The sequence below is a fragment of the Streptococcus sp. S1 genome, from assembly GCF_034137685.1.
Classification (GTDB): Bacteria; Bacillota; Bacilli; order Lactobacillales; family Streptococcaceae; genus Streptococcus; species Streptococcus dentalis.
This window is the reverse complement of sequence record NZ_CP139418.1, coordinates 405,170-425,941: the sequence shown is the minus strand read 5'-3', so window position 1 is coordinate 425,941 and position 20,772 is coordinate 405,170. Positions and strand designations below refer to the sequence as shown.

The window sequence follows — 20,772 nt, the reverse complement described above, 5'->3', positions numbered from 1 at the left end:
ATAATTCCCACAATCTGCACTTTGCACTATATAGGGATTATTAGATCTTTTTTTAAATATTTCTAATAAATGATTTCATTTTTATTAATCAATAGTAATATATAGAAAAATTAATAGATGATGAAAATTTATACATTTTTTACAAAAAGAAAAGACACAGCAAAAACTGCATCTTTCATTTGATCCCAGCAGGATTCGAACCTGCGACCGTTCGCTTAGAAGGCGAATGCTCTATCCAGCTGAGCTATGAGACCGAACTTACTTCATTTTAGCAGAAAAAGGAAGGAGCGTCAAGGTTATTTATGGTAGGGACTCCCCTGTTGAATCATGAAAGCACGATAGATTTGTTCCACCAACACTAATTTCATCAACTGATGAGGAAGCGTTAATTGACCAAAGCTCATCAATAGATTTCCTCTTTTTTTCACTTCAGGAGACAGACCAAGACTGCCTCCAATAACAAAAGTAAGGTTTGAATAACCAGATGTCATAATCTGATCAATCGTTTGACTAAATTTCTCTGAAGGAAATTGTTTGCCTTCAATAGCCAATACAATCACATATTCCTTATCTGAAATTTTAGAGAGAATTCGTTCCCCCTCTTTTTCAAGGATTTGTTGATTTTCGAGTTGACTGGCACGATCTGGAGTTTTTTCATCAACTAACTCAACCTGTTCTACTTTTGCAAATCGACCAAGCCTTTTAATATACTCCGCGATCCCATCTTTTAAGTATTTTTCTTTTAATTTTCCAACGGTTATCAATTTAATTTTCATTCCCCTATTGTAGCATAATTCTTCAATTCCACAAATAATCCACAGCTATAGAAAGAAAAGCTATTCTATAAAGTCCTTTTTAAAGCCATTTCTCAACTAAACTCTACAGGTTATCCACAAATTGTGGATAACTTTAGTTATTTAAGATATAATTAAGAAAGTTTTTCTATACTCTAGACAATTTGATACCCTTAGGAGGAAAATATGAAATCTTCATATAATTTACTAAAAAAAGTTGGAAGCATAGCCCTCATTTTTGTTGTGGGTTTTCTAGGTGGGATTCTTGGAACCTTTTTAACCTTACAAACATCTCATTCTTCTACTTCAAATACTGAAAGTAAGCAAGTCCACTCAACCACTGTTAAAACAGCTTATAAAAATACGACCTCAACTAGTGAAGCCGTCGATAAAGTGAAAAATGCTGTTGTTTCTGTAATTACTTATTCTGATTCTTCGAATCAAGGATTGTTTGAAAAAGAAGAAAACTCTGACTCACAAATTTCTAGTGAAGGTTCTGGAGTCATTTATAAAAAAGAAGGAAAATATGCCTACCTTGTTACCAATACCCATGTCATTAATGGTGCTAAAAAAGTAGATATTCTTTTAGCAGATGGTAATAAAGTCCCTGGAGAAGTAGTTGGATCAGATATCTATTCTGATATCGCAGTAGTTCGCATTAGTGCGGATAAAGCAAAGGCAGTAGCTGAATTCGGAGATTCAAACCAATTAACGGTTGGTGAGACTGCGATTGCGATCGGTAGCCCTCTTGGAACAGATTATGCTAATTCTGTTACCCAAGGGATTATTTCCAGCCAAGGCCGCAATGTGAAATTGAAAGCCGATAATGGACAAAATATCTCTACACGTGCCTTACAAACAGATGCAGCCATCAACCCAGGGAATTCTGGAGGTCCATTAATCAATATTCAAGGACAAGTCATTGGAATTACCTCAAGTAAAATTTCAAATAACGGACAAACTTCAGTAGAAGGAATGGGATTTGCAATTCCTGCAAATGATGTTGTCAATATTATCAAGCAACTAGAAGAAAAAGGAAAAGTGGTTCGACCAGCTCTTGGAATCCAAATGATGGATTTATCCAATCTTTCAACTTCTGATTTAAGCCAATTAAAACTTCCTGAAAAAATCTCTGGAGGAGTACTGGTTCGTTCAACACTTGAAAATATGCCTGCTTCAGATAAATTGCAACGCTACGATGTCATCACAAAGATTGATGATACAGATATCGAGTCAACTGCAGATTTACAATCTGCCCTTTATTCTCACCAAATCAATGATACGATCAAGGTCACATTCTATCGTGATGGAAAACAACAAACAACTTCTATCAAGTTGACAAAATCAACTGAGGATCTAAGCGATTAACTTTCACTTTCTTGACATACTTGTAAACACACCTTTACTAATTTGTAAAGGTGTGTTATTCTATTCATAAGATGGAAAAATTAGAAAAGATAGCAGTAAAGGACATTCGAACCAATCCTTTCCAACCAAGAAAAGTATTTGATCAAGAAAAATTAGAAGAACTGGCTCAGTCAATCAAAGAAAATGGCTTAATTCAACCCATTATTGTCAGAAAATCTCCAATAATTGGTTTTGAATTGCTTGCAGGTGAAAGACGGTTTAGAGCTTCAAAAATTGCTGGATTAGAGCTTGTTCCTGCGATTATTAAAGAATTAACGGATCAAGAAATGATGCGACAAGCCATTATTGAAAATCTTCAACGAGAAGATCTAAATCCAATTGAAGAAGCTATCTCCTACCAGAAGCTAGTTGATCATGGATATAAGCACGACCAAATCGCTCAATTTATGGGGAAATCTAGACCCTATATTAGCAATATGCTTCGCTTGTTACATCTAGCTCCCTCTGTTCAAGAAGCGGTCATTCAAAATGACATTTCTTCGGCTCACGCGCGTGTTCTCGTTCCTCTTGATGAAGAAGAGCAGCGCTTTTGGTTGGAGCGAATCAAACAGGATCATTTAAATGTTCGAACATTAGAAAACAAGATCAGTTCAAAAAGAAAACAGAAAAATAAAAAAATAAAAGAAAGTTTCCTACTAGAAGAGGAACAACGATTGAAAAAAATATTGGGAACAGAAGTGACGATACACTCCTCTTCGCGAAATAAAGGAACTATCCAAATTTCTTTTTCAAGTCTCGATGAATACCAACGAATTATCAACAGCCTAAAATAAGGCTGTTATTTTTATTTTTGTATTGACAAGTTTTTCCACCATAAAAATCTTTTGAAAATAGCAGAATAATAAGCATATTCTCTAGTTATCCCCACTTTGTGGATAACTTTTAAAAACAATGTGGATTTAAATCCACAACTTGTGGAAAAGTTTAAAAATATATTTTTATTCCTTGAAATTTAGCCTGTGGAAAACTATTGTCATTTGTGGTAGAATAGGAGTAAGTATGATTTGATACAATTCAAGAAAAGGAGGGAAGTCTGATAGTGTCACAAGAAGAGCAATTTTGGTCTCGTTTTTTAGAATTAGCTCAATTACAACTAAAAGATAGTGCCTATGATTTTTTTGTCGCTGATTCAAAATTAGTCAAAATCGATGGAGAGACGGCTACCATTTATCTTGATGGAAATTATAAAGAATTATTTTGGGAAACAAATCTAAAAAATGCTTTGATCACAGCCAGCTTTGAAGTCTACAATACAGATTTGAAGTTCCATTTCGTTTTTGAAGATACCGAAGAAATTCCTAGCAATCATAGCAGTGAGAATAGGAGATTATCTTCAGGTAGCTTAACAACCGAACCGTTGCCTAAAATTGATACAGGTCTGAAATCAAAGTACACCTTTGATAATTTTGTGCAAGGGGATGGAAATATTTGGGCGAAAGCAGCAGCGCTTGCAGTTTCTGAAAATCTTGCAACAACTTACAACCCTCTCTTTATCTATGGCGGACCAGGGCTTGGAAAGACTCACCTATTGAACGCAATTGGAAATCAAATCCTAGAAAATATTCCAAATGCACGGGTTAAGTATGTTCCAGCAGAAACCTTTATTAATGAATTTTTAGAACACCTTCGATTAGGAGAAATGAAGACTTTCAAGAATACCTATCGAAGTTTAGATCTTTTATTGATTGATGATATCCAGTCACTTGGTGGTAAAAAAGTCACGACTCAAGAGGAATTTTTTAATACATTTAATGCCCTTCATAGCGACAACAAACAGATTGTTCTAACAAGCGATCGAAGTCCGGATCATTTAGATAGTCTTGAAGAGCGGTTGGTTACTCGTTTCAAATGGGGACTAACTCAAAATATAACACCGCCTGATTTTGAAACTCGGATTGCCATCTTACGAAATAAAATTGAAGATCTAGACTATATTTTTCCTAATGACACATTAGAATATCTAGCTGGTCAGTTTGATTCAAATGTCCGAGACTTAGAAGGTGCCTTAAATGATATTTCTTTAATGGCGAAGGTTAAGAAACTAAAAGAAATTACGATCGATGTTGCAGCTGAAGCTATTCGAGCTCGTAAAAACGATAATAGCAAGACGCTTGTTATTCCCATTGAAAAAATTCAGGAAGCAGTTGGAGCCTTCTATGGAGTCAGTGTAAAAGAGATCAAAGGTTCTCGAAGAGTTCAGAATATTGTCCTAGCACGACAAGTGGCTATGTATCTTTCAAGAGAGATGACGGACAACTCACTGCCTCGAATCGGAAAAGAATTCGGTGGGAAAGACCACACGACTGTCATTCATGCCTATGAAAAAATCAAAAGTATGGTCGATACAGATGATAATCTTCGACTCGAAATTCAAAGTATCAAGAAAAAATTAAATTAATCTGTGGATAACTTTCTCTAAACTTCTAGGGGTTATGCACAATTTTTAAACAAGTAACTTTTTAAGTCATAGACAGGATTCTGAGAGTTTTCCACAACTTCCACACAACCTACTATTACTATTAACTTACTAATCATAAAATAAATAAAAGGAATGAACATGATAAATTTTTCTATTAACAAAACTTTATTTTTACAAGCACTAAATACTACAAAAAGAGCGATCAGTTCAAAAAATGCTATCCCAATCCTTTCCACGATTAAAATTGATGTAACTCCAGAAGGAGTTGCCTTATCTGGATCGAATGGCCAAATTTCGATTGAAAACTTTATTTCTATCAAAGATGAAAATGCTGGTTTATTAGTGACCTCTCCAGGTTCTATTTTATTGGAAGCAACTTTCTTTATTAATGTGGTTTCAAGTTTACCAGATGTTACTTTAGATTTTAAAGAGATTGAACAAAAACAGGTTCTTTTAACAAGTGGAAAATCAGAAATTACACTTAAAGGAAAAGATGCAGATCAATATCCACGTATTCAAGAAATTGCTGCAAGTAATCCATTAGTTTTGGAAACAAAATTATTAAAACAATTAATTAATGAAACGGCATTTGCAGCAAGTGTACAAGAAAGTCGGCCAATTTTGACAGGTGTTCACTTTGTTCTATCGGATAATAAAGAGCTAAAAACAGTAGCAACAGACTCTCACCGTATGAGTCAAAAAGTGATTACACTGGATAAAAATGGAGACAACTTTGATGTTGTCATCCCAAGTCGCTCTCTTCGTGAATTCACCTCTGTCTTTTCTGATGATATTGAAACAGTTGAAGTTTTCTTTGCTAACAATCAAATTCTATTTAGAAGTGAACACATTAGTTTCTATACCCGTTTGCTAGAAGGAAATTATCCTGATACAGACCGTCTCATTCCAACAGAATTCAATACAGAGGCAACCTTCAATGTGGCCAACCTTCGATTTGCAATGGAGCGTGCTCGTCTTCTTTCAAATGCGACTCAAAACGGAACGGTTAAATTAGAGTTCAAAAATGGAGTGGTTTCTTCCCACGTTCATTCACCAGAAGTTGGGCGAGTAAATGAAGAGATCGATACGAGCGCCGTTTCAGGAGAGGATCTGTCCATTAGCTTTAATCCAACTTATTTGATTGAGGCGCTCAAAGCTATTGACAGTGAACAAGTTGTTATTCGTTTTATTTCTTCTGTTAGACCGTTTACATTGGTTCCAGAAGGAAATGAACAAGGGTTCATTCAATTGATTACGCCAGTTCGCACAAATTAACAAAGGTGAATCATGTATACGTTAGGTGATTTTGTAGAAATGAAAAAGCCTCACGCTTGTGTGATTAAAGAAACAGGCAAGAAGGCAAATCGTTGGGAAATTACGCGACTTGGTGCAGACATAAAAATCAAATGTAGCAATTGTGATCATGTGGTCATGATGAGTCGCCATGATTTTGAACAAAAAATGAAGAAAGTACTATAAAAGGTTCAGTCACATATGTGACTAAACCTTTTCGATTATTTTAATTCTTCAAATTTTCCATTTTTAACTTCTTTGAAACCAATAGATTTAAAAGATTTTAAGATACTTTCATAGCTAATATAGTCAATTTTGCTACTTTTTTGTTCAGTGATTAATTTTTTTTCTTGCAATACTTTTAAATCTGCTTTTGTATAATCAATAGTCGTTTTTTCTACAAAATATTCATCTTTATATTCTGCGGAATGAGAGTACCCTTTTACATCTTTGAATTCTTCATCGTAACTAGCAATGAGATTTTTTATTTCATCCTTTGACACACCAGCTCCTTTGTAATAAACTGTACTTACAGAATCAGTACTGATTAGTTTATCTCCCTGATGTTCTATGGTAATACGAACGTCTGATTTTCTATCTTGATTAATACTTTGAATATAAGTTTTTTCTACTGATTTTCCACAAGCACCCAATAGCAAGAGAGAAAAAATCGCAACAAAAGAAAGAAGAATAGATTTCCAATTTAGTTTTTTCATAATAAAACTCCTTTATCATTAATAGTTTGATTATAACATATTTTTTTATTTAGTAAAGGTTACACTTTAGTAATAATTCAGAATTTCTTTTCATCACTTGTCTTTTGAATTATGTTATAATGAAAAAGATTGAAATTTGAACGGAGAAAAAGAAAAATGGCATTAACAGCAGGTATCGTTGGCTTACCAAATGTTGGTAAATCAACCCTTTTTAACGCAATTACAAAGGCCGGAGCAGAGGCCGCAAACTATCCCTTTGCAACTATTGATCCTAATGTCGGAATGGTAGAAGTTCCAGATGAACGACTTCAAAAATTAACTGAAATGATTACTCCTAAGAAGACAGTTCCTACAACGTTTGAATTTACAGATATTGCTGGGATTGTGAAAGGGGCTTCTAAAGGAGAAGGACTTGGGAATAAATTCTTGGCTAACATCCGTGAAGTAGATGCCATTGTCCATGTGGTACGTGCTTTTGATGATGAAAATGTCATGCGGGAGCAAGGTCGTGAAGATGCCTTTGTCGATCCACTGGCAGATATTGATACCATCAATTTAGAATTAATTTTAGCCGACTTAGAGTCTGTTAATAAACGTTATGCGCGTGTAGAAAAAATTGCTCGCACACAAAAAGATAAAGATTCTGTTGCTGAATTTAATGTTCTACAAAAAATCAAACCAGTTCTTGAAGATGGTAAATCAGCTCGTACCATTGAATTCACAGAAGAAGAACAAAAAGTGGTGAAGGGACTTTTCCTTTTGACTACCAAACCAGTTCTTTATGTAGCAAATGTGGATGAAGATGTTGTTGCAGATCCAGACTCTATTGACTATGTGAAGCAAATTCGTGACTTTGCGGCAACAGAAAATGCGGAAGTAGTTGTGATTTCTGCGCGTGCTGAGGAAGAAATTTCTGAACTGGATGATGCAGATAAACAAGAATTTTTAGAGGCGATTGGCCTAACAGAGTCTGGAGTTGATAAACTTACGCGTGCAGCTTACCATTTATTGGGACTCGGTACTTATTTCACAGCTGGTGAAAAAGAAGTGCGTGCTTGGACTTTCAAACGTGGCATGAAAGCTCCTCAAGCAGCTGGAATCATCCACTCTGATTTTGAAAAAGGATTTATTCGTGCTGTGACCATGTCCTATGATGATTTGGTTAAATACGGTTCTGAAAAGGCTGTAAAAGAAGCAGGACGTTTGCGCGAAGAAGGAAAAGAATATGTTGTCCAAGATGGGGACATCATGGAATTCCGTTTTAATGTATAAGAGAGTTAAAAAGATGTAAAGGTTGGAAAAAATATTTCCAACCCTTTTAGTGTTTTGAAAGGAAAGAGATGACGAAATTAATTGTTGGATTGGGAAATCCAGGTGATAAGTATGTTGAAACCAAACACAATGTAGGCTTTATGTTAGTTGATCAAATGGCAAAGTCTTTAAATCTTACTTTCTCCCATGATAAGATTTTTCAAGCTGATATCGCCTCAACATTTTTGAATGGCGAAAAGGTCTATTTTGTAAAGCCAACCACTTTCATGAATGAAAGTGGAAAAGCAGTCCATGCCCTTCTGACTTATTATGGTCTGGATATTGAAGATCTTTTGGTTATTTACGATGATTTAGATATGGAAGTTGGCAAGATTCGTCTTCGAGCTAAAGGATCAGCTGGAGGTCATAACGGAATCAAATCGATTATCAATCATATTGGAACTCAGACTTTTTATCGAATTAAGATTGGAATTGGAAGACCTAAGCAGGGCATGTCAGTTGTTCATCATGTCTTAGGAAAATTTGATAAAGACGATTACATCACTATTCTACAAACAATCGATCGAGTAGAAGAAGCGGTTAACGATTACTTGGTAGAAGAAAATTTTGAAAGAAGCATGCAGAAATACAACGGGTAAGTAGATGAATGTAATTGATTTAGTGAGTCAAAACTCCAACCTTCTATCCTGGCAACAAGGTTTGCAGAAAACTAATAGGGAATTGATCTTAGGATTGTCTGCGACTACAAAGGCAATTGTAATGGCTTCAGCCTTTGATTCTATTGAAAAAGCAGTCCTCATCACTTCCAGTTATAACGAAGCGGAACGATTGGCCAGTGATTTTATTGCCTTGCTTGGAGAAGAGAAAGTCCATACATTTTTGGGAGATGATAACCCTTTAGCAGAATTTGTTTTTGCTTCACAAGAAAGGCAATTTGCACGATTAGAGGCTTTGAACTTTTTATGTCAAGAGGATCGTCAAGGTATCCTTGTGACCAATGTGAGTGGTATAAAACTACTATTACCTTCTCCTAAAGTTTTTGCATCTAGCATTTTTCAATTGAAGGTTGGTCAAGAAATAGACTTAACTACTCTGAGTGAAACATTACAGAAGATTGGCTATCAAAAGGTGAGCCAAGTTTTGCAACAGGGAGAGTTTAGTCTACGAGGAGATATTTTAGATATCTTTGAGATCGAACAACTCCAACCCTATCGGATTGAATTTTTCGGAGATGAGATTGATGGAATCCGAATCTTTGACCCAGAAAGTCAGCGTTCTGTTGAAAATGTTGAAGAAGTTCAACTGAAGGCAGTGAGTGATCTATTGTTGCAAGAGGAAGATTTTATCCGTGGTCAGCAGCAAATAGAACAATTGCAAAAACAGAGCGCGAATAAAGAATTTAAATCTTATCTAGCAGAAATTCTGGGAGATATTTCTCAAAGGAAACTCCATCCGGATCTTAGAAAATTTATTAGTTTCTTTTACAAGAAACAATATACTCTATTCGATTATCTTCCTAAACACACTCCAGTCTTTCTGGATGATTATCAAAAAATAGCAGATCAAATAGCGAGATTTGAACTAGATACAGCTAATCTCTTGACGGAAGATTTACATAAAAATAGAGCTTCTTCTCGCCAAGTGTATTTTGCAGACACCAGTACAACATTACGAAAATATACGCCTGCAACTTATTTTTCAAACTTTCAAAAAGGATTGGGAAATCTGAAGTTTGATCATTTATATCAATTCAATCAATATCCCATGCAGGAGTTTTTTGGACAATTTGATTTACTAAAAGAGGAAATTGAACGGTATCGAAAATCAAACTATACTGTTATTGTCCAAGCAACTTCTCATCACAATCTTCAACAGCTCCATAAAAATTTAGAAGAGTATGGGATTCGATTGGATTATATTGATGGAGATGCGATCATTCCTCAAGCTAGTCAATTAGTTGTTGGAGGATTAGCTCACGGTTTTCAATTTGTTGATGAAAAAATTGTCTACATTACAGAATCAGAGATTTATCAGAAAAAGATCAAACGAAAGATTCGCAGGCAAAATATTTCCAATGCAGAACGTCTAAAAAATTATAATGAACTAGAAAAAGGGGACTATGTTGTTCACCAAGTTCATGGTATTGGTCAATATTTGGGAATTGAAACGATTGAAATTTCGGGTGTCCATCGTGATTATGTTTCAATTCAATATCAAAATGGAGATCGCATTTCGATTCCTGTCGATCAGATTCAGATGTTGTCCAAATACGTTGCAAGTGATGGAAAAACGCCAAAAATTAATAAGTTAAACGATGGGCGTTTCCAAAAAACGAAGCAAAGGGTTCAGACACAGGTGGAGGACATTGCGGATGATTTGATAAAACTCTATGCGGAGCGTAGTCAATTAGAAGGCTTTGCTTATTCTTCAGATGATGAAAATCAAGAGGCTTTTGAACAAGATTTTCCATATATTGAAACAGATGATCAATTACGTTCCATTGAAGAAATCAAAAAAGATATGGAATCAAATCGTCCGATGGACCGATTGCTGGTTGGAGACGTCGGTTTTGGGAAAACAGAGGTCGCTATGCGAGCAGCCTTTAAGGCAGTAAATGATCATAAACAAGTAGCAGTGCTGGTTCCTACCACTGTTCTTGCCCAACAACATTATGCCAATTTTAAGGAGCGTTTTGAATCTTTTGCAGTAGAGGTTGCTGTTTTAAGTCGTTTCCAGAGTAAGGCAGAGCAGAAAGAAACGCTTGAAAAGTTGAAAAAAGGACGAGTGGATATTATTATTGGAACTCACCGGCTCTTGTCCAAAGATGTTGTTTTTTCAGACTTAGGTTTAATTGTGATCGATGAAGAACAACGTTTTGGAGTGAAGCATAAAGAAACCTTGAAAGAATTGAAAAAAAAGGTGGATGTGCTTACCTTGACAGCTACCCCTATACCTCGAACTCTTCACATGTCTATGCTAGGAATTCGAGATTTGTCTGTCATTGAAACACCTCCGACCAATCGATATCCTGTGCAAACTTTTGTACTAGAGACCAATCCAACTATTATTCGAGATGCTGTGTTGCGGGAGATGGATCGTGGAGGTCAAGTGTACTATCTTTATAACAAGGTAGATACGATTGAGCAAAAAGTATCCGAGTTAAAAGAGTTGATTCCAGAGGCTTCGATTGGCTTTGTTCATGGCCAAATGAGTGAAGTTCGCTTAGAAAATACCTTGTTGGATTTCATTAATGGCGAATACGATGTCTTAGTGACGACAACCATTATTGAGACAGGTGTGGATATTCCAAATGCCAATACACTCTTTATTGAAAATGCGGATCATATGGGACTTTCAACGCTTTATCAACTAAGAGGTCGTGTAGGAAGAAGCAATCGAATTGCTTATGCTTATTTGATGTATCGTCCAGACAAATCTCTTACAGAAGTGTCTGAAAAACGTTTAGAAGCTATTAAAGGTTTTACTGAGTTGGGGTCTGGATTTAAAATTGCTATGCGAGATCTATCGATCCGTGGAGCAGGGAATATCCTTGGAGCTTCTCAATCTGGTTTCATCGATTCAGTTGGTTTTGAAATGTATTCTCAATTGTTAGAAGAAGCTATTGCTAAGAAACAAGGTCAAGAGCATCGCAGGCAAAAGAGCAATGCAGAGTTGAACCTTCAAATAGATGCATATTTACCTAATGAATATATTTCAGATCAACGTCAAAAAATTGAAATTTACAAACAAATTCGTGAAATAAATTCTGCGACGGACTATGAATACTTGCAAGATGAATTGATTGATCGTTTTGGAGAATACCCAGATGTTGTCGCCTACCTACTTGAAATTGGTTTAGTGAAAGCTTACTTGGATCAAGTCTTTGTCCGTCTTGTTGAGAGAAAACAACAAAAAGTGACAGTGAAATTTGAACCTATTGCCAAACAACTGTTTTTAACACAGGATTATTTCAAAGCTCTATCAATGACACAGTTAAAGGCACAGATTGCAGAAGAAAAAGGATTGATTGAAGTGATCTTTGACATTCGAAATAAGAAAGATTTTGAAATTTTAGAAGCTCTGAAGCAATTTGGTCAAACCTTATTGGAAATTAAACAGGAAAAAGAAGAGAACTAGCAGTTCTTAGCTCATTTTTCGCATTTTATGTATAAAAAATGATACAATACTATGTTAGAGGTGACAGTATGAGATTAGATAAATATTTAAAAGTTTCTCGCATTATTAAGCGTCGTCCTGTTGCAAAGGAAGTTGCAGATAAAGGGCGAATCAAAGTCAATGGAGTATTAGCCAAAAGTTCAACGGATTTGAAAGTGAATGATCAAATTGAAGTTCGTTTTGGAAATAAAGTATTGACGGTTAAAGTCTTGGAAATGTTGGATAGTACAAAAAAAGAAGATGCATCCAAAATGTACGAAATAATTAGTGAAACAAGGATAGAAGAAGATGCCTAAAAATATCGTTCAAATGAACAATAAATATATCAAAGACGAAAGCCAGCGAAAACGTTTTTTAGAAGAAGAAAGAAAAAAACGCAATCGTTTTATGGGACTCGTCTTGATATTGGTCATGTTACTGTTTATTCTTCCAACATATAATTTAGCCCAGAGCTATCAATCACTACAAGATAAAAAAGAACAATACAAACAGTTGGAAAAAGAGTATAAAGAAACAAGTGAACAAAAAGAATACCAACAAGACATCGCTAAAAAATTAAAAGACGATGATTATGCAACAAAATATGCACGCGCTAAGTATTCTTTTTCAAAAGATGGTGAATATGTTTATACCATCCCAGATTTACTCCCACAATAACCGATGGAAAATATCTTACAAACAGTTAAACAATTTCTTGAATTTTCGGATGAAAAATTAGAGGAATTAAAAAAGAAAAACCAAATGATCAAACTTCAAAAGGATGAAAATGAAAGGAATACAGGTGTCTAAACGATTTCTGCTCCTATTGTTAGTTCCAATTTTATTTATTGGGTCTCAAGCAGCGAGTATTGAGCAGTCTGAGTCTTCTCAGACAATGGCTCATCCATCAGAACTTTATTTTTCTTCAATTCCAGCGAACCCTAATGTCTATCGCAAAATTTCTGTTTTTTCTGATCCTCAGTTGAAAAAAGCAAAAGGAGAAATTCTCCCCAACACACCGTTTACAATCGAACAACTCTTTGTAAATGATGAAGGGAAAGCTGTTTTTAAAATAGCAGATAAAGGATATGTATTAGCAGATTCTTCTGTCATTTTTTCTGATGTTGTGCAAGAAACACAAGAAAAAAAACAAGACATGTGGCTAAAACCTGGTTTTAAAGTGTATGACCGACCCTTAATAAATGGTGCAAAAGAAAAAAATACACCTCTTTCTCCTTATACAAAAGTGACAGTCTTACGTACAGCTAAGACTTTACGAGATGAGTTTGTGGAGATTGAAGGTCAGGGCTGGGTGAACAAAGCATTCGTTACTGAAAAAGATAATCGAATGGAAAAAGTCCAGGACTTGTTAAATAGTAAATACAATTCTCCTTCGTATGGAATCTATGTAAAACAATTAACGACTGGAAATACTGCTGGAATCAATCCGCAAAAAGAAATGTATTCTGCTAGTGTCACAAAATTACCATACTTGTACTATGTCCAAGAACAGCTTAATAAAAAAGCCATTTCTCCAACTACAACCTACAAATATATTCCAGAAGTCAATGATTTTAAAGGTGGCTATGAACCAGAAGGAAGTGGTAGCCTTTCAAAAACACCAGATGGAAAAGAATACAGTGTTCAAGAGTTGGTAGATAAAATTGCAAAAGAATCAGATAATGTTGGACATAATATCTTGAATTATTATGTCACTCATCAATCAGATCAAGACTTCCAAAAAATTTTGGATAAAATTGCAAAGAAACATTGGGATGTTGAAAAAAGAGAAGCATCCGCTGAAATGGCTGGCAATGTCATGGAGGCTATCTATCAACAAAATGGCCCTATTATTGATGCACTCTCCTCGACAAAATATGATGATCAACGGATTGCGCGTGACATTCCAGTAAAAGTTGCTCATAAAATTGGAGATGCCTATGATTTTAGACATGATGTTGCGATTGTATACACAAATTCACCCTATGTAATAGCCATTTTTACAGATCATTCGAATTATGATACGATTTCCAACATTTCAAAAGATATCTATGAGGTATTGAAATAATGGAAAAGCGATTTTTAGAGTTTTGTGAAAAACAAGATCTATTTACTCCCCATCGCCGTGTTTTGGTTGCCTTATCTGGTGGATTGGATTCAATGAATCTGTATGAACTTTTATATAAGAATAAAGAACGATTGAAAATCCATCTGGTACTCGCTCATGTCAATCATGGACAAAGACCAGAATCAGATTTAGAAGAAAGTGAACTTCGAACGCTAGCTGATAGGCGAGAGACACGTATTCATGTGGCTCACTATTCGGGTGATTTTACAGAAGCAAAAGCTCGTACCTTTCGTTATGATTTTTTTAAACAGATTATGGAGAAAGAGGATTGCACCGCTTTAGTAACAGGTCATCATGCAAACGATCAAGCTGAAACAACTTTCATGCGCTTGATACGAGGAACTAAATTACGTCACTTAAGTGGCATTTCTGTACGCCAACCATTTGGCAAGGGTGAGCTAATCCGTCCTTTGTTAACTTTTACCAAAGATGAGTTGATGAAAATCCCTCACTTTGAAGATAGTAGCAATGACTCACAGGATTATTTTCGCAATCGTGTACGCCATCAATACCTTCCAGAATTTGAAAAAGAAAATCCTCAAATACAAGCAAGTCTTCGTTATTTAGCAGAGGAAGTGACTCATTGGCACCAAGCATTGAAAGAATTGACTAGCGAGTTAACCATTCAAGATTTAGCTTCTTTTAGAACGTATTCTGATTCTGTACAATCATTCTTATTAGAAGAGTATCTGGCACAATTTCCAGATTTGCAACTTGGTAGGGTACAGTTTCAAGAATTATTAAATTTACTGCGAAAAAAAAGAAATTGCGTTCATTATTTAAAGTCGAATTATGAACTACATCAAGAATATGATTTCTTTGAAATACAAAAAATCAGTCAAAAGTCTGATGACCACCCCCTCCCGCTTTTGTTAGAATTTGGGAATATCTTTGAAATTGCAAATTATAAACTATCTTTTGGACAACCATTAGTAGGGGAAAATGTAAAAATTCTTTCTGTTTCACGCGAAAGCCCCATCTTAATTAGAGGGAGAAAGGAAGGAGATCAGCTGCTTATTAATGGCCACCATCAAAAATTAAGACGGTGGTTTATCAACCAGAAAATTCCAATTTCTCTTCGGGAAAAGGCTCTCATTATAGAACAAAATCATAATATTCTTTCTGTAGTGGGATTGGTAACGAGTGATTTGAGTCAACCCTCAAAAAGTGGTATAATGAAAGATAGTCTTTATATTCAAAAAATAGATAGGTAAAAACATGTTAGAAAAAGATATAAAAAAAGTATTGGTTTCACATGATGAAATTGTAGAAGCAGCAAAGAAATTGGGTGAAACCCTAACAAAAGAGTACCAAGGAAAAAATCCAATTTTTGTTGGGATTTTGAAAGGCTCTGTTCCATTTATGGCAGAGTTGATCAATCACGTGGATACACATATTGAATTGGATTTTATGCTGGTTTCAAGTTATCATGGTGGGACAGCAAGCTCAGGTATTATTAATATTATCAAGGATATCGACCAAGATATTACTGGTAGAGATATTTTATTTGTAGAAGATATTATCGATACAGGTAAAACCCTCAAGAGTCTAAAAGAACTCTTTGAAGAACGAAATGCGGCATCTGTAAAGATTGCTACCTTACTGGATAAACCTGAGGGACGTTTGGTTGAGATTGAAGCAGATTACACCTGCTTTACGATTCCAAATGAGTTTGTTGTAGGATATGGTTTAGACTATGATGAAAATTATCGTAACCTACCCTATGTTGGTGTATTAAAAGAGGAAGTGTACTCAAAATAGAGGAGACTAGATGAATAACAGAAAAAATAACGGTTTTGTTCGAAATCCATTTCTGTATTTGTTGATTATTGTAGCAGCTGTGACAGGATTCCAGTACTTTTTTGCGGGTAATGGAGTTGGTCAAAGTCAGCAAATCAACTACACAGAATTGGTCAAAGAAATTAAAAATGATAATGTCAAAACGATCAGTTACCAACCAAATGGTAGTGTGATTGAAATTGCAGGGACCTATAATAAAGCAAAAGAATCAAAAGAAGATACAGGAATTCAATTTTTTACCCCAAGTGTTCAAAAAGTATCTCGCTTTACTAGTGTCATCCTTCCATCTGATATCACCGTCAATGAATTACAAAAATTAGCAGCTGACCACAAAGCAGAAATCACCATCAAGCGTGAGAGCTCAAGTGGAATGTGGATAACAATTCTCACTTCAATTGTTCCATTTGTTATCGTCATGTTCTTCTTCTTCTCAATGATGAACCAAGGCGGTGGCGGAGGTGCCCGCGGTGCCATGAACTTTGGTCGTAATAAAGCCCGTGCTGCTAATAAAGAAGATATAAAAGTTCGTTTTTCAGATGTAGCAGGGGCTGAAGAAGAAAAACAAGAACTTGTTGAAGTTGTTGAATTTTTAAAAGATCCAAAACGCTTTACTAAATTAGGTGCAAGAATCCCAGCAGGAGTGCTTCTTGAAGGCCCTCCGGGAACTGGTAAAACACTTTTAGCAAAAGCAGTAGCTGGTGAAGCTGGGGTGCCATTCTTCAGTATCTCTGGTTCTGACTTCGTTGAAATGTTTGTCGGAGTCGGTGCTAGCCGGGTTCGTTCACTTTTTGAAGATGCTAAAAAAGCAGCACCAGCCATTATCTTTATCGATGAAATTGATGCTGTTGGGCGCCAACGTGGTGTAGGTCTTGGTGGCGGAAATGATGAACGTGAGCAAACCCTCAACCAACTCTTGATTGAGATGGATGGTTTTGAAGGTAACGAAGGAATCATTGTTATCGCAGCAACAAACCGTTCGGATGTCCTTGACCCTGCCCTTCTTCGTCCTGGCCGTTTTGACCGTAAAGTATTAGTTGGACGTCCAGATGTGAAAGGTCGTGAGGCGATTCTTCGTGTTCACGCTAAGAATAAGCCACTTGCTCAAGACGTCGACTTGAAATTGGTTGCTCAACAGACACCAGGATTTGTCGGTGCTGATCTCGAAAATGTTTTGAACGAAGCAGCCTTGGTTGCAGCACGTCGAAATAAAAAAGTAATTGATGCTGCAGATATCGATGAAGCAGAAGATCGTGTTATTGCAGGTCCATCTAAGAAAGATCGGACGATTTCACAAAAAGAACGTGAAATGGTTGCTTATCACGAAGCTGGTCATACGATCGTTGGTCTGGTCTTATCAAATGCTCGTGTGGTTCATAAAGTTACCATTGTTCCACGTGGTCGCGCAGGCGGTTACATGATTGCCCTTCCTAAAGAAGATCAAATGTTACTTTCTAAAGAAGACATGAAAGAACAATTAGCAGGGCTCATGGGAGGACGTGTTGCCGAAGAAATTATTTTTAATTCGCAAACAACAGGTGCTTCAAATGACTTCGAACAAGCAACCCAAATGGCGCGTGCGATGGTAACAGAATATGGTATGAGTGAAAAACTTGGACCTGTTCAATATGAAGGAAATCATGCAATGTTTGGTGCTCAAAGCCCACAAAAAATGATTTCAGAACAAACGGCTTACGAAATTGACGAAGAAGTTCGTGGTCTGTTGAATGAAGCCCGTAATAAAGCTGCGGAAATTATTCAAGGAAATAGAGAGACGCATAAACTGATTGCTGAAGCTCTATTAAAATATGAAACCTTGGATAGTGTTCAAATTAAATCATTATACGAAACAGGAAAAATGCCCGAAAATTCAGAGCATGAATTAGAAGAAGAAGCAAAACCTTTATCATATGATGAAATTAAGTCAAAATTAGAAGAAAACAACTAATTTAAAAGAAGGAAAATATTTCCTTCTTTTTTTATAAAAAAAGTGTTGACAGAGTAAAAATATTCTGTATAATAGAATATGTTGTAAAAATGGTCCGTTGGTCAAGGGGTTAAGACACCGCCTTTTCACGGCGGTAACACGGGTTCGAATCCCGTACGGACTATCGATAAACTGTCACCAAGTGGCAGTTTTTTTGTGTATTTGGACAAAATAGTTAAAAATAATAACCAAATAGTTAAAAAAACGTGCAGAATAGAAAAAAAGTCCAATGGGCTTCTTTATTTTTATAAAATACAGATAAAAGTAAAGGAGAGCTTATGGAATTTAATAAAATGTATCAAAAAGTAAAATATATCGTAAGAAAATGTGAAAAAGAATATTATATTCAATTATGGGAAAAAGACGATTGGGAACAGGAAGGTCAGCTAACTCTATTTGAACTTTATCAAAAAAATCCTGAAATAGAAACAAATGAAGAGTTGCTTTATACATATTTTAAAACAAAATTTAGAAATCATATTAAAGATAAAATAAGACAACAGGAAAGTGATAAAAGAAAAATTAATAGACTTCCATATATTGAAATTGGAGAAATTAGCCACAGAATTTCATCAAGAAAAATATATTTAGATGAACTGGTTGTTTTAAGAGATTCTTTAAAACGTTTTAAAGAAAAATTAACAGTAAAAGAAAAAGAACAATATGAAGCATTACTAGCAAACAGAAGATGTCTAGGAAAAACAAAAATGAAAAAGAAATTAGAGGACTATTTAAAGGATTTTAAAAATTCAATTTAAAAACTGAAAGTTAAGAGTGTTTAAATGAACTTTCAAGAAAGTAAAAATTTTTGAAAAAAAGTATTGACAGTAGGGGAAGGTCATGATATACTAATATAGTTGTCGCGCGAGAGCGACAAAGACCTTTGAAAACTGAACAAGACGAACCAATGTGCAGGGCGCTATAACTAAGGTTATAGTAACTGAACAATAAAGAAACAATAAATCTGTCAGTGACAGAATGAGTTTAAGACAAACAATTATTTTAATGAGAGTTTGATCCTGGCTCAGGATGAACGCTGGCGGCGTGCCTAATACATGCAAGTAGAACGCTGAAGGAGGAGCTTGCTCTTCTGGAAGAGTTGCGAACGGGTGAGTAACGCGTAGGTAACCTGCCTCTTAGCGGGGGATAACTATTGGAAACGATAGCTAATACCGCATAAAAGTCGACATTGCATGATGTTGACTTGAAAGGTGCAATTGCATCACTAAGAGATGGACCTGCGTTGTATTAGCTAGTTGGTGAGGTAACGGCTCACCAAGGCGACGATACATAGCCGACCTGAGAGGGTGATCGGCCACACTGGGACTGAGACACGGCCCAGACTCCTACGGGAGGCAGCAGTAGGGAATCTTCGGCAATGGGGGCAACCCTGACCGAGCAACGCCGCGTGAGTGAAGAAGGTTTTCGGATCGTAAAGCTCTGTTGTAAGAGAAGAACGAGTGTGAGAGTGGAAAGTTCACGCTGTGACGGTATCTTACCAGAAAGGGACGGCTAACTACGTGCCAGCAGCCGCGGTAATACGTAGGTCCCGAGCGTTATCCGGATTTATTGGGCGTAAAGCGAGCGCAGGCGGTTAGATAAGTCTGAAGTTAAAGGCTGTGGCTTAACCATAGTACGCTTTGGAAACTGTTTAACTTGAGTGCAGAAGGGGAGAGTGGAATTCCATGTGTAGCGGTGAAATGCGTAGATATATGGAGGAACACCGGTGGCGAAAGCGGCTCTCTGGTCTGTAACTGACGCTGAGGCTCGAAAGCGTGGGGAGCAAACAGGATTAGATACCCTGGTAGTCCACGCCGTAAACGATGAGTGCTAGGTGTTGGGTCCTTTCCGGGACTCAGTGCCGCAGCTAACGCATTAAGCACTCCGCCTGGGGAGTACGACCGCAAGGTTGAAACTCAAAGGAATTGACGGGGGCCCGCACAAGCGGTGGAGCATGTGGTTTAATTCGAAGCAACGCGAAGAACCTTACCAGGTCTTGACATCCCTCTGACCGCTCTAGAGATAGAGTTTTCCCTCGGGACAGAGGTGACAGGTGGTGCATGGTTGTCGTCAGCTCGTGTCGTGAGATGTTGGGTTAAGTCCCGCAACGAGCGCAACCCCTATTGTTAGTTGCCATCATTGAGTTGGGCACTCTAGCGAGACTGCCGGTAATAAACCGGAGGAAGGTGGGGATGACGTCAAATCATCATGCCCCTTATGACCTGGGCTACACACGTGCTACAATGGCTGGTACAACGAGTCGCGAGTCGGTGACGGCAAGCTAATCTCTTAAAGCCAGTCTCAGTTCGGATTGTAGGCTGCAACTCGCCTACATGAAGTCGGAATCGCTAGTAATCGCGGATCAGCACGCCGCGGTGAATACGTTCCCGGGCCTTGTACACACCGCCCGTCACACCACGAGAGTTTGTAACACCCGAAGTCGGTGAGGTAACCATTTGGAGCCAGCCGCCTAAGGTGGGATAGATGATTGGGGTGAAGTCGTAACAAGGTAGCCGTATCGGAAGGTGCGGCTGGATCACCTCCTTTCTAAGGAAAAGGAAACCTGTACGTTGGTCTTGTTTAGTTTTGAGAGGTCTTGTGGGGCCTTAGCTCAGCTGGGAGAGCGCCTGCTTTGCACGCAGGAGGTCAGCGGTTCGATCCCGCTAGGCTCCATTAACACTATAAGGGTGTTAAGATTGAACATTGAAAATTGAATATCTATATCAAATAGTAACAAGAAAATAAACCGAAACGCTGTAAATATTTAAAGAGTTTAGGTCGCA

The 20,772-nt window shown here is 36.8% G+C and carries 18 protein-coding genes, 3 tRNA genes and 1 rRNA gene; 19 read left to right on the top strand and 3 right to left on the bottom strand.

The window, feature by feature from the left end; all coding sequences use genetic code 11:
* Positions 1-180 precede the first annotated feature (180 nt).
* Together SM121_RS02235 and rlmH are read right to left on the bottom strand one after the other, a co-directional pair.
* Positions 181-254: transfer RNA gene (locus SM121_RS02235), tRNA-Arg, on the bottom strand.
* 42 nt (positions 255-296) lie between these two features.
* Positions 297-776 carry a 23S rRNA (pseudouridine(1915)-N(3))-methyltransferase RlmH gene (rlmH, locus tag SM121_RS02230; RefSeq protein ID WP_003009233.1) on the bottom strand — a complete coding sequence of 160 codons (480 nt, stop codon included), beginning with the start codon at positions 774-776 and terminating at the stop codon, positions 297-299.
* A gap of 204 nt (positions 777-980) precedes the next feature.
* Here rlmH and SM121_RS02225 point away from each other — a divergent pair, with 204 nt between their 5' ends.
* The 5 genes from SM121_RS02225 (at position 981) to SM121_RS02205 (ending at position 6,120) form a co-directional block, all read left to right on the top strand.
* Positions 981-2,162 carry a S1C family serine protease gene (locus SM121_RS02225; RefSeq protein WP_155172793.1) on the top strand — a complete coding sequence of 394 codons (1,182 nt, stop codon included), beginning with the start codon at positions 981-983 and terminating at the stop codon, positions 2,160-2,162.
* A 71-nt stretch (positions 2,163-2,233) separates the two neighbouring features.
* The gene (locus SM121_RS02220; protein WP_320911053.1) at positions 2,234-2,995 is read left to right on the top strand and encodes a ParB/RepB/Spo0J family partition protein; all 762 of its coding nucleotides are present in this window, start codon (positions 2,234-2,236) and stop codon (positions 2,993-2,995) included.
* A gap of 266 nt (positions 2,996-3,261) precedes the next feature.
* Entirely contained in the window at positions 3,262-4,620 is a 1,359-nt protein-coding gene (gene dnaA, locus SM121_RS02215) for a chromosomal replication initiator protein DnaA (RefSeq protein WP_003002121.1), read from the top strand.
* Positions 4,621-4,779: 159 nt separating this feature from the next.
* Positions 4,780-5,916 carry a DNA polymerase III subunit beta gene (gene dnaN / locus SM121_RS02210; RefSeq protein ID WP_003010786.1) on the top strand — a complete coding sequence of 379 codons (1,137 nt, stop codon included), beginning with the start codon at positions 4,780-4,782 and terminating at the stop codon, positions 5,914-5,916.
* 12 nt (positions 5,917-5,928) lie between these two features.
* On the top strand, positions 5,929-6,120 hold the full coding sequence (locus SM121_RS02205; protein WP_003002008.1) for a DUF951 domain-containing protein: 192 nt from the start codon (positions 5,929-5,931) through the stop codon (positions 6,118-6,120).
* Between the two features lie 35 nt (positions 6,121-6,155).
* Here SM121_RS02205 and SM121_RS02200 read toward each other — a convergent pair whose 3' ends face one another.
* A complete protein-coding gene (locus SM121_RS02200; protein WP_151379378.1) occupies positions 6,156-6,650 on the bottom strand; it encodes a DUF1307 domain-containing protein in 495 nt (164 codons plus the stop codon).
* Between the two features lie 156 nt (positions 6,651-6,806).
* Between SM121_RS02200 and ychF the strand changes: the two genes are divergently transcribed.
* The 14 genes from ychF (at position 6,807) to SM121_RS02130 (ending at position 20,662) form a co-directional block, all read left to right on the top strand.
* Entirely contained in the window at positions 6,807-7,922 is a 1,116-nt protein-coding gene (gene ychF / locus SM121_RS02195) for a redox-regulated ATPase YchF (RefSeq protein WP_003009244.1), read from the top strand.
* A gap of 68 nt (positions 7,923-7,990) precedes the next feature.
* Complete coding sequence (gene pth, locus SM121_RS02190) at positions 7,991-8,560, top strand: aminoacyl-tRNA hydrolase (RefSeq protein WP_003002186.1); 570 nt, start codon at positions 7,991-7,993, stop codon at positions 8,558-8,560.
* A gap of 4 nt (positions 8,561-8,564) precedes the next feature.
* On the top strand, positions 8,565-12,059 hold the full coding sequence (gene mfd / locus SM121_RS02185; protein WP_320911052.1) for a transcription-repair coupling factor: 3,495 nt from the start codon (positions 8,565-8,567) through the stop codon (positions 12,057-12,059).
* Positions 12,060-12,127: 68 nt separating this feature from the next.
* Positions 12,128-12,394, top strand: a complete 267-nt coding sequence (locus tag SM121_RS02180) for an RNA-binding S4 domain-containing protein (RefSeq protein ID WP_003002258.1) — start codon at positions 12,128-12,130, stop codon at positions 12,392-12,394.
* Positions 12,387-12,755, top strand: a complete 369-nt coding sequence (locus SM121_RS02175) for an FtsB family cell division protein (protein WP_003010764.1) — start codon at positions 12,387-12,389, stop codon at positions 12,753-12,755. The genes SM121_RS02180 and SM121_RS02175 overlap by 8 nt, the downstream gene beginning before the upstream one ends.
* 3 nt (positions 12,756-12,758) lie before the next feature.
* A complete protein-coding gene (locus SM121_RS02170) occupies positions 12,759-12,887 on the top strand; it encodes an SP_0009 family protein (protein WP_003002204.1) in 129 nt (42 codons plus the stop codon).
* Entirely contained in the window at positions 12,880-14,145 is a 1,266-nt protein-coding gene (locus SM121_RS02165) for a serine hydrolase (RefSeq protein ID WP_320911051.1), read from the top strand. The genes SM121_RS02170 and SM121_RS02165 overlap by 8 nt, the downstream gene beginning before the upstream one ends.
* The gene (tilS, locus tag SM121_RS02160) at positions 14,145-15,419 is read left to right on the top strand and encodes a tRNA lysidine(34) synthetase TilS (protein ID WP_320911050.1); all 1,275 of its coding nucleotides are present in this window, start codon (positions 14,145-14,147) and stop codon (positions 15,417-15,419) included. The genes SM121_RS02165 and tilS overlap by 1 nt, the downstream gene beginning before the upstream one ends.
* Positions 15,420-15,423: 4 nt before the next feature.
* Positions 15,424-15,966 (top strand): hypoxanthine phosphoribosyltransferase, encoded by a 543-nt coding sequence (gene hpt, locus SM121_RS02155; protein ID WP_003018402.1) that lies wholly within the window; start codon positions 15,424-15,426, stop codon positions 15,964-15,966.
* 10 nt (positions 15,967-15,976) lie between these two features.
* Positions 15,977-17,950, top strand: a complete 1,974-nt coding sequence (ftsH, locus tag SM121_RS02150; RefSeq protein WP_003002062.1) for an ATP-dependent zinc metalloprotease FtsH — start codon at positions 15,977-15,979, stop codon at positions 17,948-17,950.
* A gap of 91 nt (positions 17,951-18,041) precedes the next feature.
* Positions 18,042-18,113 (top strand) — tRNA-Glu (locus SM121_RS02145).
* Positions 18,114-18,267: 154 nt separating this feature from the next.
* The gene (locus SM121_RS02140; RefSeq protein WP_320911049.1) at positions 18,268-18,747 is read left to right on the top strand and encodes a sigma-70 family RNA polymerase sigma factor; all 480 of its coding nucleotides are present in this window, start codon (positions 18,268-18,270) and stop codon (positions 18,745-18,747) included.
* A 243-nt stretch (positions 18,748-18,990) separates the two neighbouring features.
* Positions 18,991-20,536 (top strand): 16S ribosomal RNA (locus SM121_RS02135).
* A gap of 53 nt (positions 20,537-20,589) precedes the next feature.
* A tRNA-Ala gene (locus SM121_RS02130) sits at positions 20,590-20,662 on the top strand.
* Positions 20,663-20,772: the final 110 nt, after the last annotated feature.

Coding starts and splice junctions, on each gene's coding strand:
- SM121_RS02200 (WP_151379378.1), bottom strand. CDS start 6,650: ATGAAAAAACTAAATTGGAAATCTATTCTTCTTTCTTTTGTTGCGATT.
- SM121_RS02175 (WP_003010764.1), top strand. CDS start 12,387: ATGCCTAAAAATATCGTTCAAATGAACAATAAATATATCAAAGACGAA.
- mfd (WP_320911052.1), top strand. CDS start 8,565: ATGAATGTAATTGATTTAGTGAGTCAAAACTCCAACCTTCTATCCTGG.
- SM121_RS02205 (WP_003002008.1), top strand. CDS start 5,929: ATGTATACGTTAGGTGATTTTGTAGAAATGAAAAAGCCTCACGCTTGT.
- ftsH (WP_003002062.1), top strand. CDS start 15,977: ATGAATAACAGAAAAAATAACGGTTTTGTTCGAAATCCATTTCTGTAT.
- SM121_RS02140 (WP_320911049.1), top strand. CDS start 18,268: ATGGAATTTAATAAAATGTATCAAAAAGTAAAATATATCGTAAGAAAA.
- SM121_RS02170 (WP_003002204.1), top strand. CDS start 12,759: ATGGAAAATATCTTACAAACAGTTAAACAATTTCTTGAATTTTCGGAT.
- ychF (WP_003009244.1), top strand. CDS start 6,807: ATGGCATTAACAGCAGGTATCGTTGGCTTACCAAATGTTGGTAAATCA.
- rlmH (WP_003009233.1), bottom strand. CDS start 776: ATGAAAATTAAATTGATAACCGTTGGAAAATTAAAAGAAAAATACTTA.
- hpt (WP_003018402.1), top strand. CDS start 15,424: ATGTTAGAAAAAGATATAAAAAAAGTATTGGTTTCACATGATGAAATT.
- tilS (WP_320911050.1), top strand. CDS start 14,145: ATGGAAAAGCGATTTTTAGAGTTTTGTGAAAAACAAGATCTATTTACT.
- SM121_RS02220 (WP_320911053.1), top strand. CDS start 2,234: ATGGAAAAATTAGAAAAGATAGCAGTAAAGGACATTCGAACCAATCCT.
- SM121_RS02225 (WP_155172793.1), top strand. CDS start 981: ATGAAATCTTCATATAATTTACTAAAAAAAGTTGGAAGCATAGCCCTC.
- dnaN (WP_003010786.1), top strand. CDS start 4,780: ATGATAAATTTTTCTATTAACAAAACTTTATTTTTACAAGCACTAAAT.
- SM121_RS02180 (WP_003002258.1), top strand. CDS start 12,128: ATGAGATTAGATAAATATTTAAAAGTTTCTCGCATTATTAAGCGTCGT.
- pth (WP_003002186.1), top strand. CDS start 7,991: ATGACGAAATTAATTGTTGGATTGGGAAATCCAGGTGATAAGTATGTT.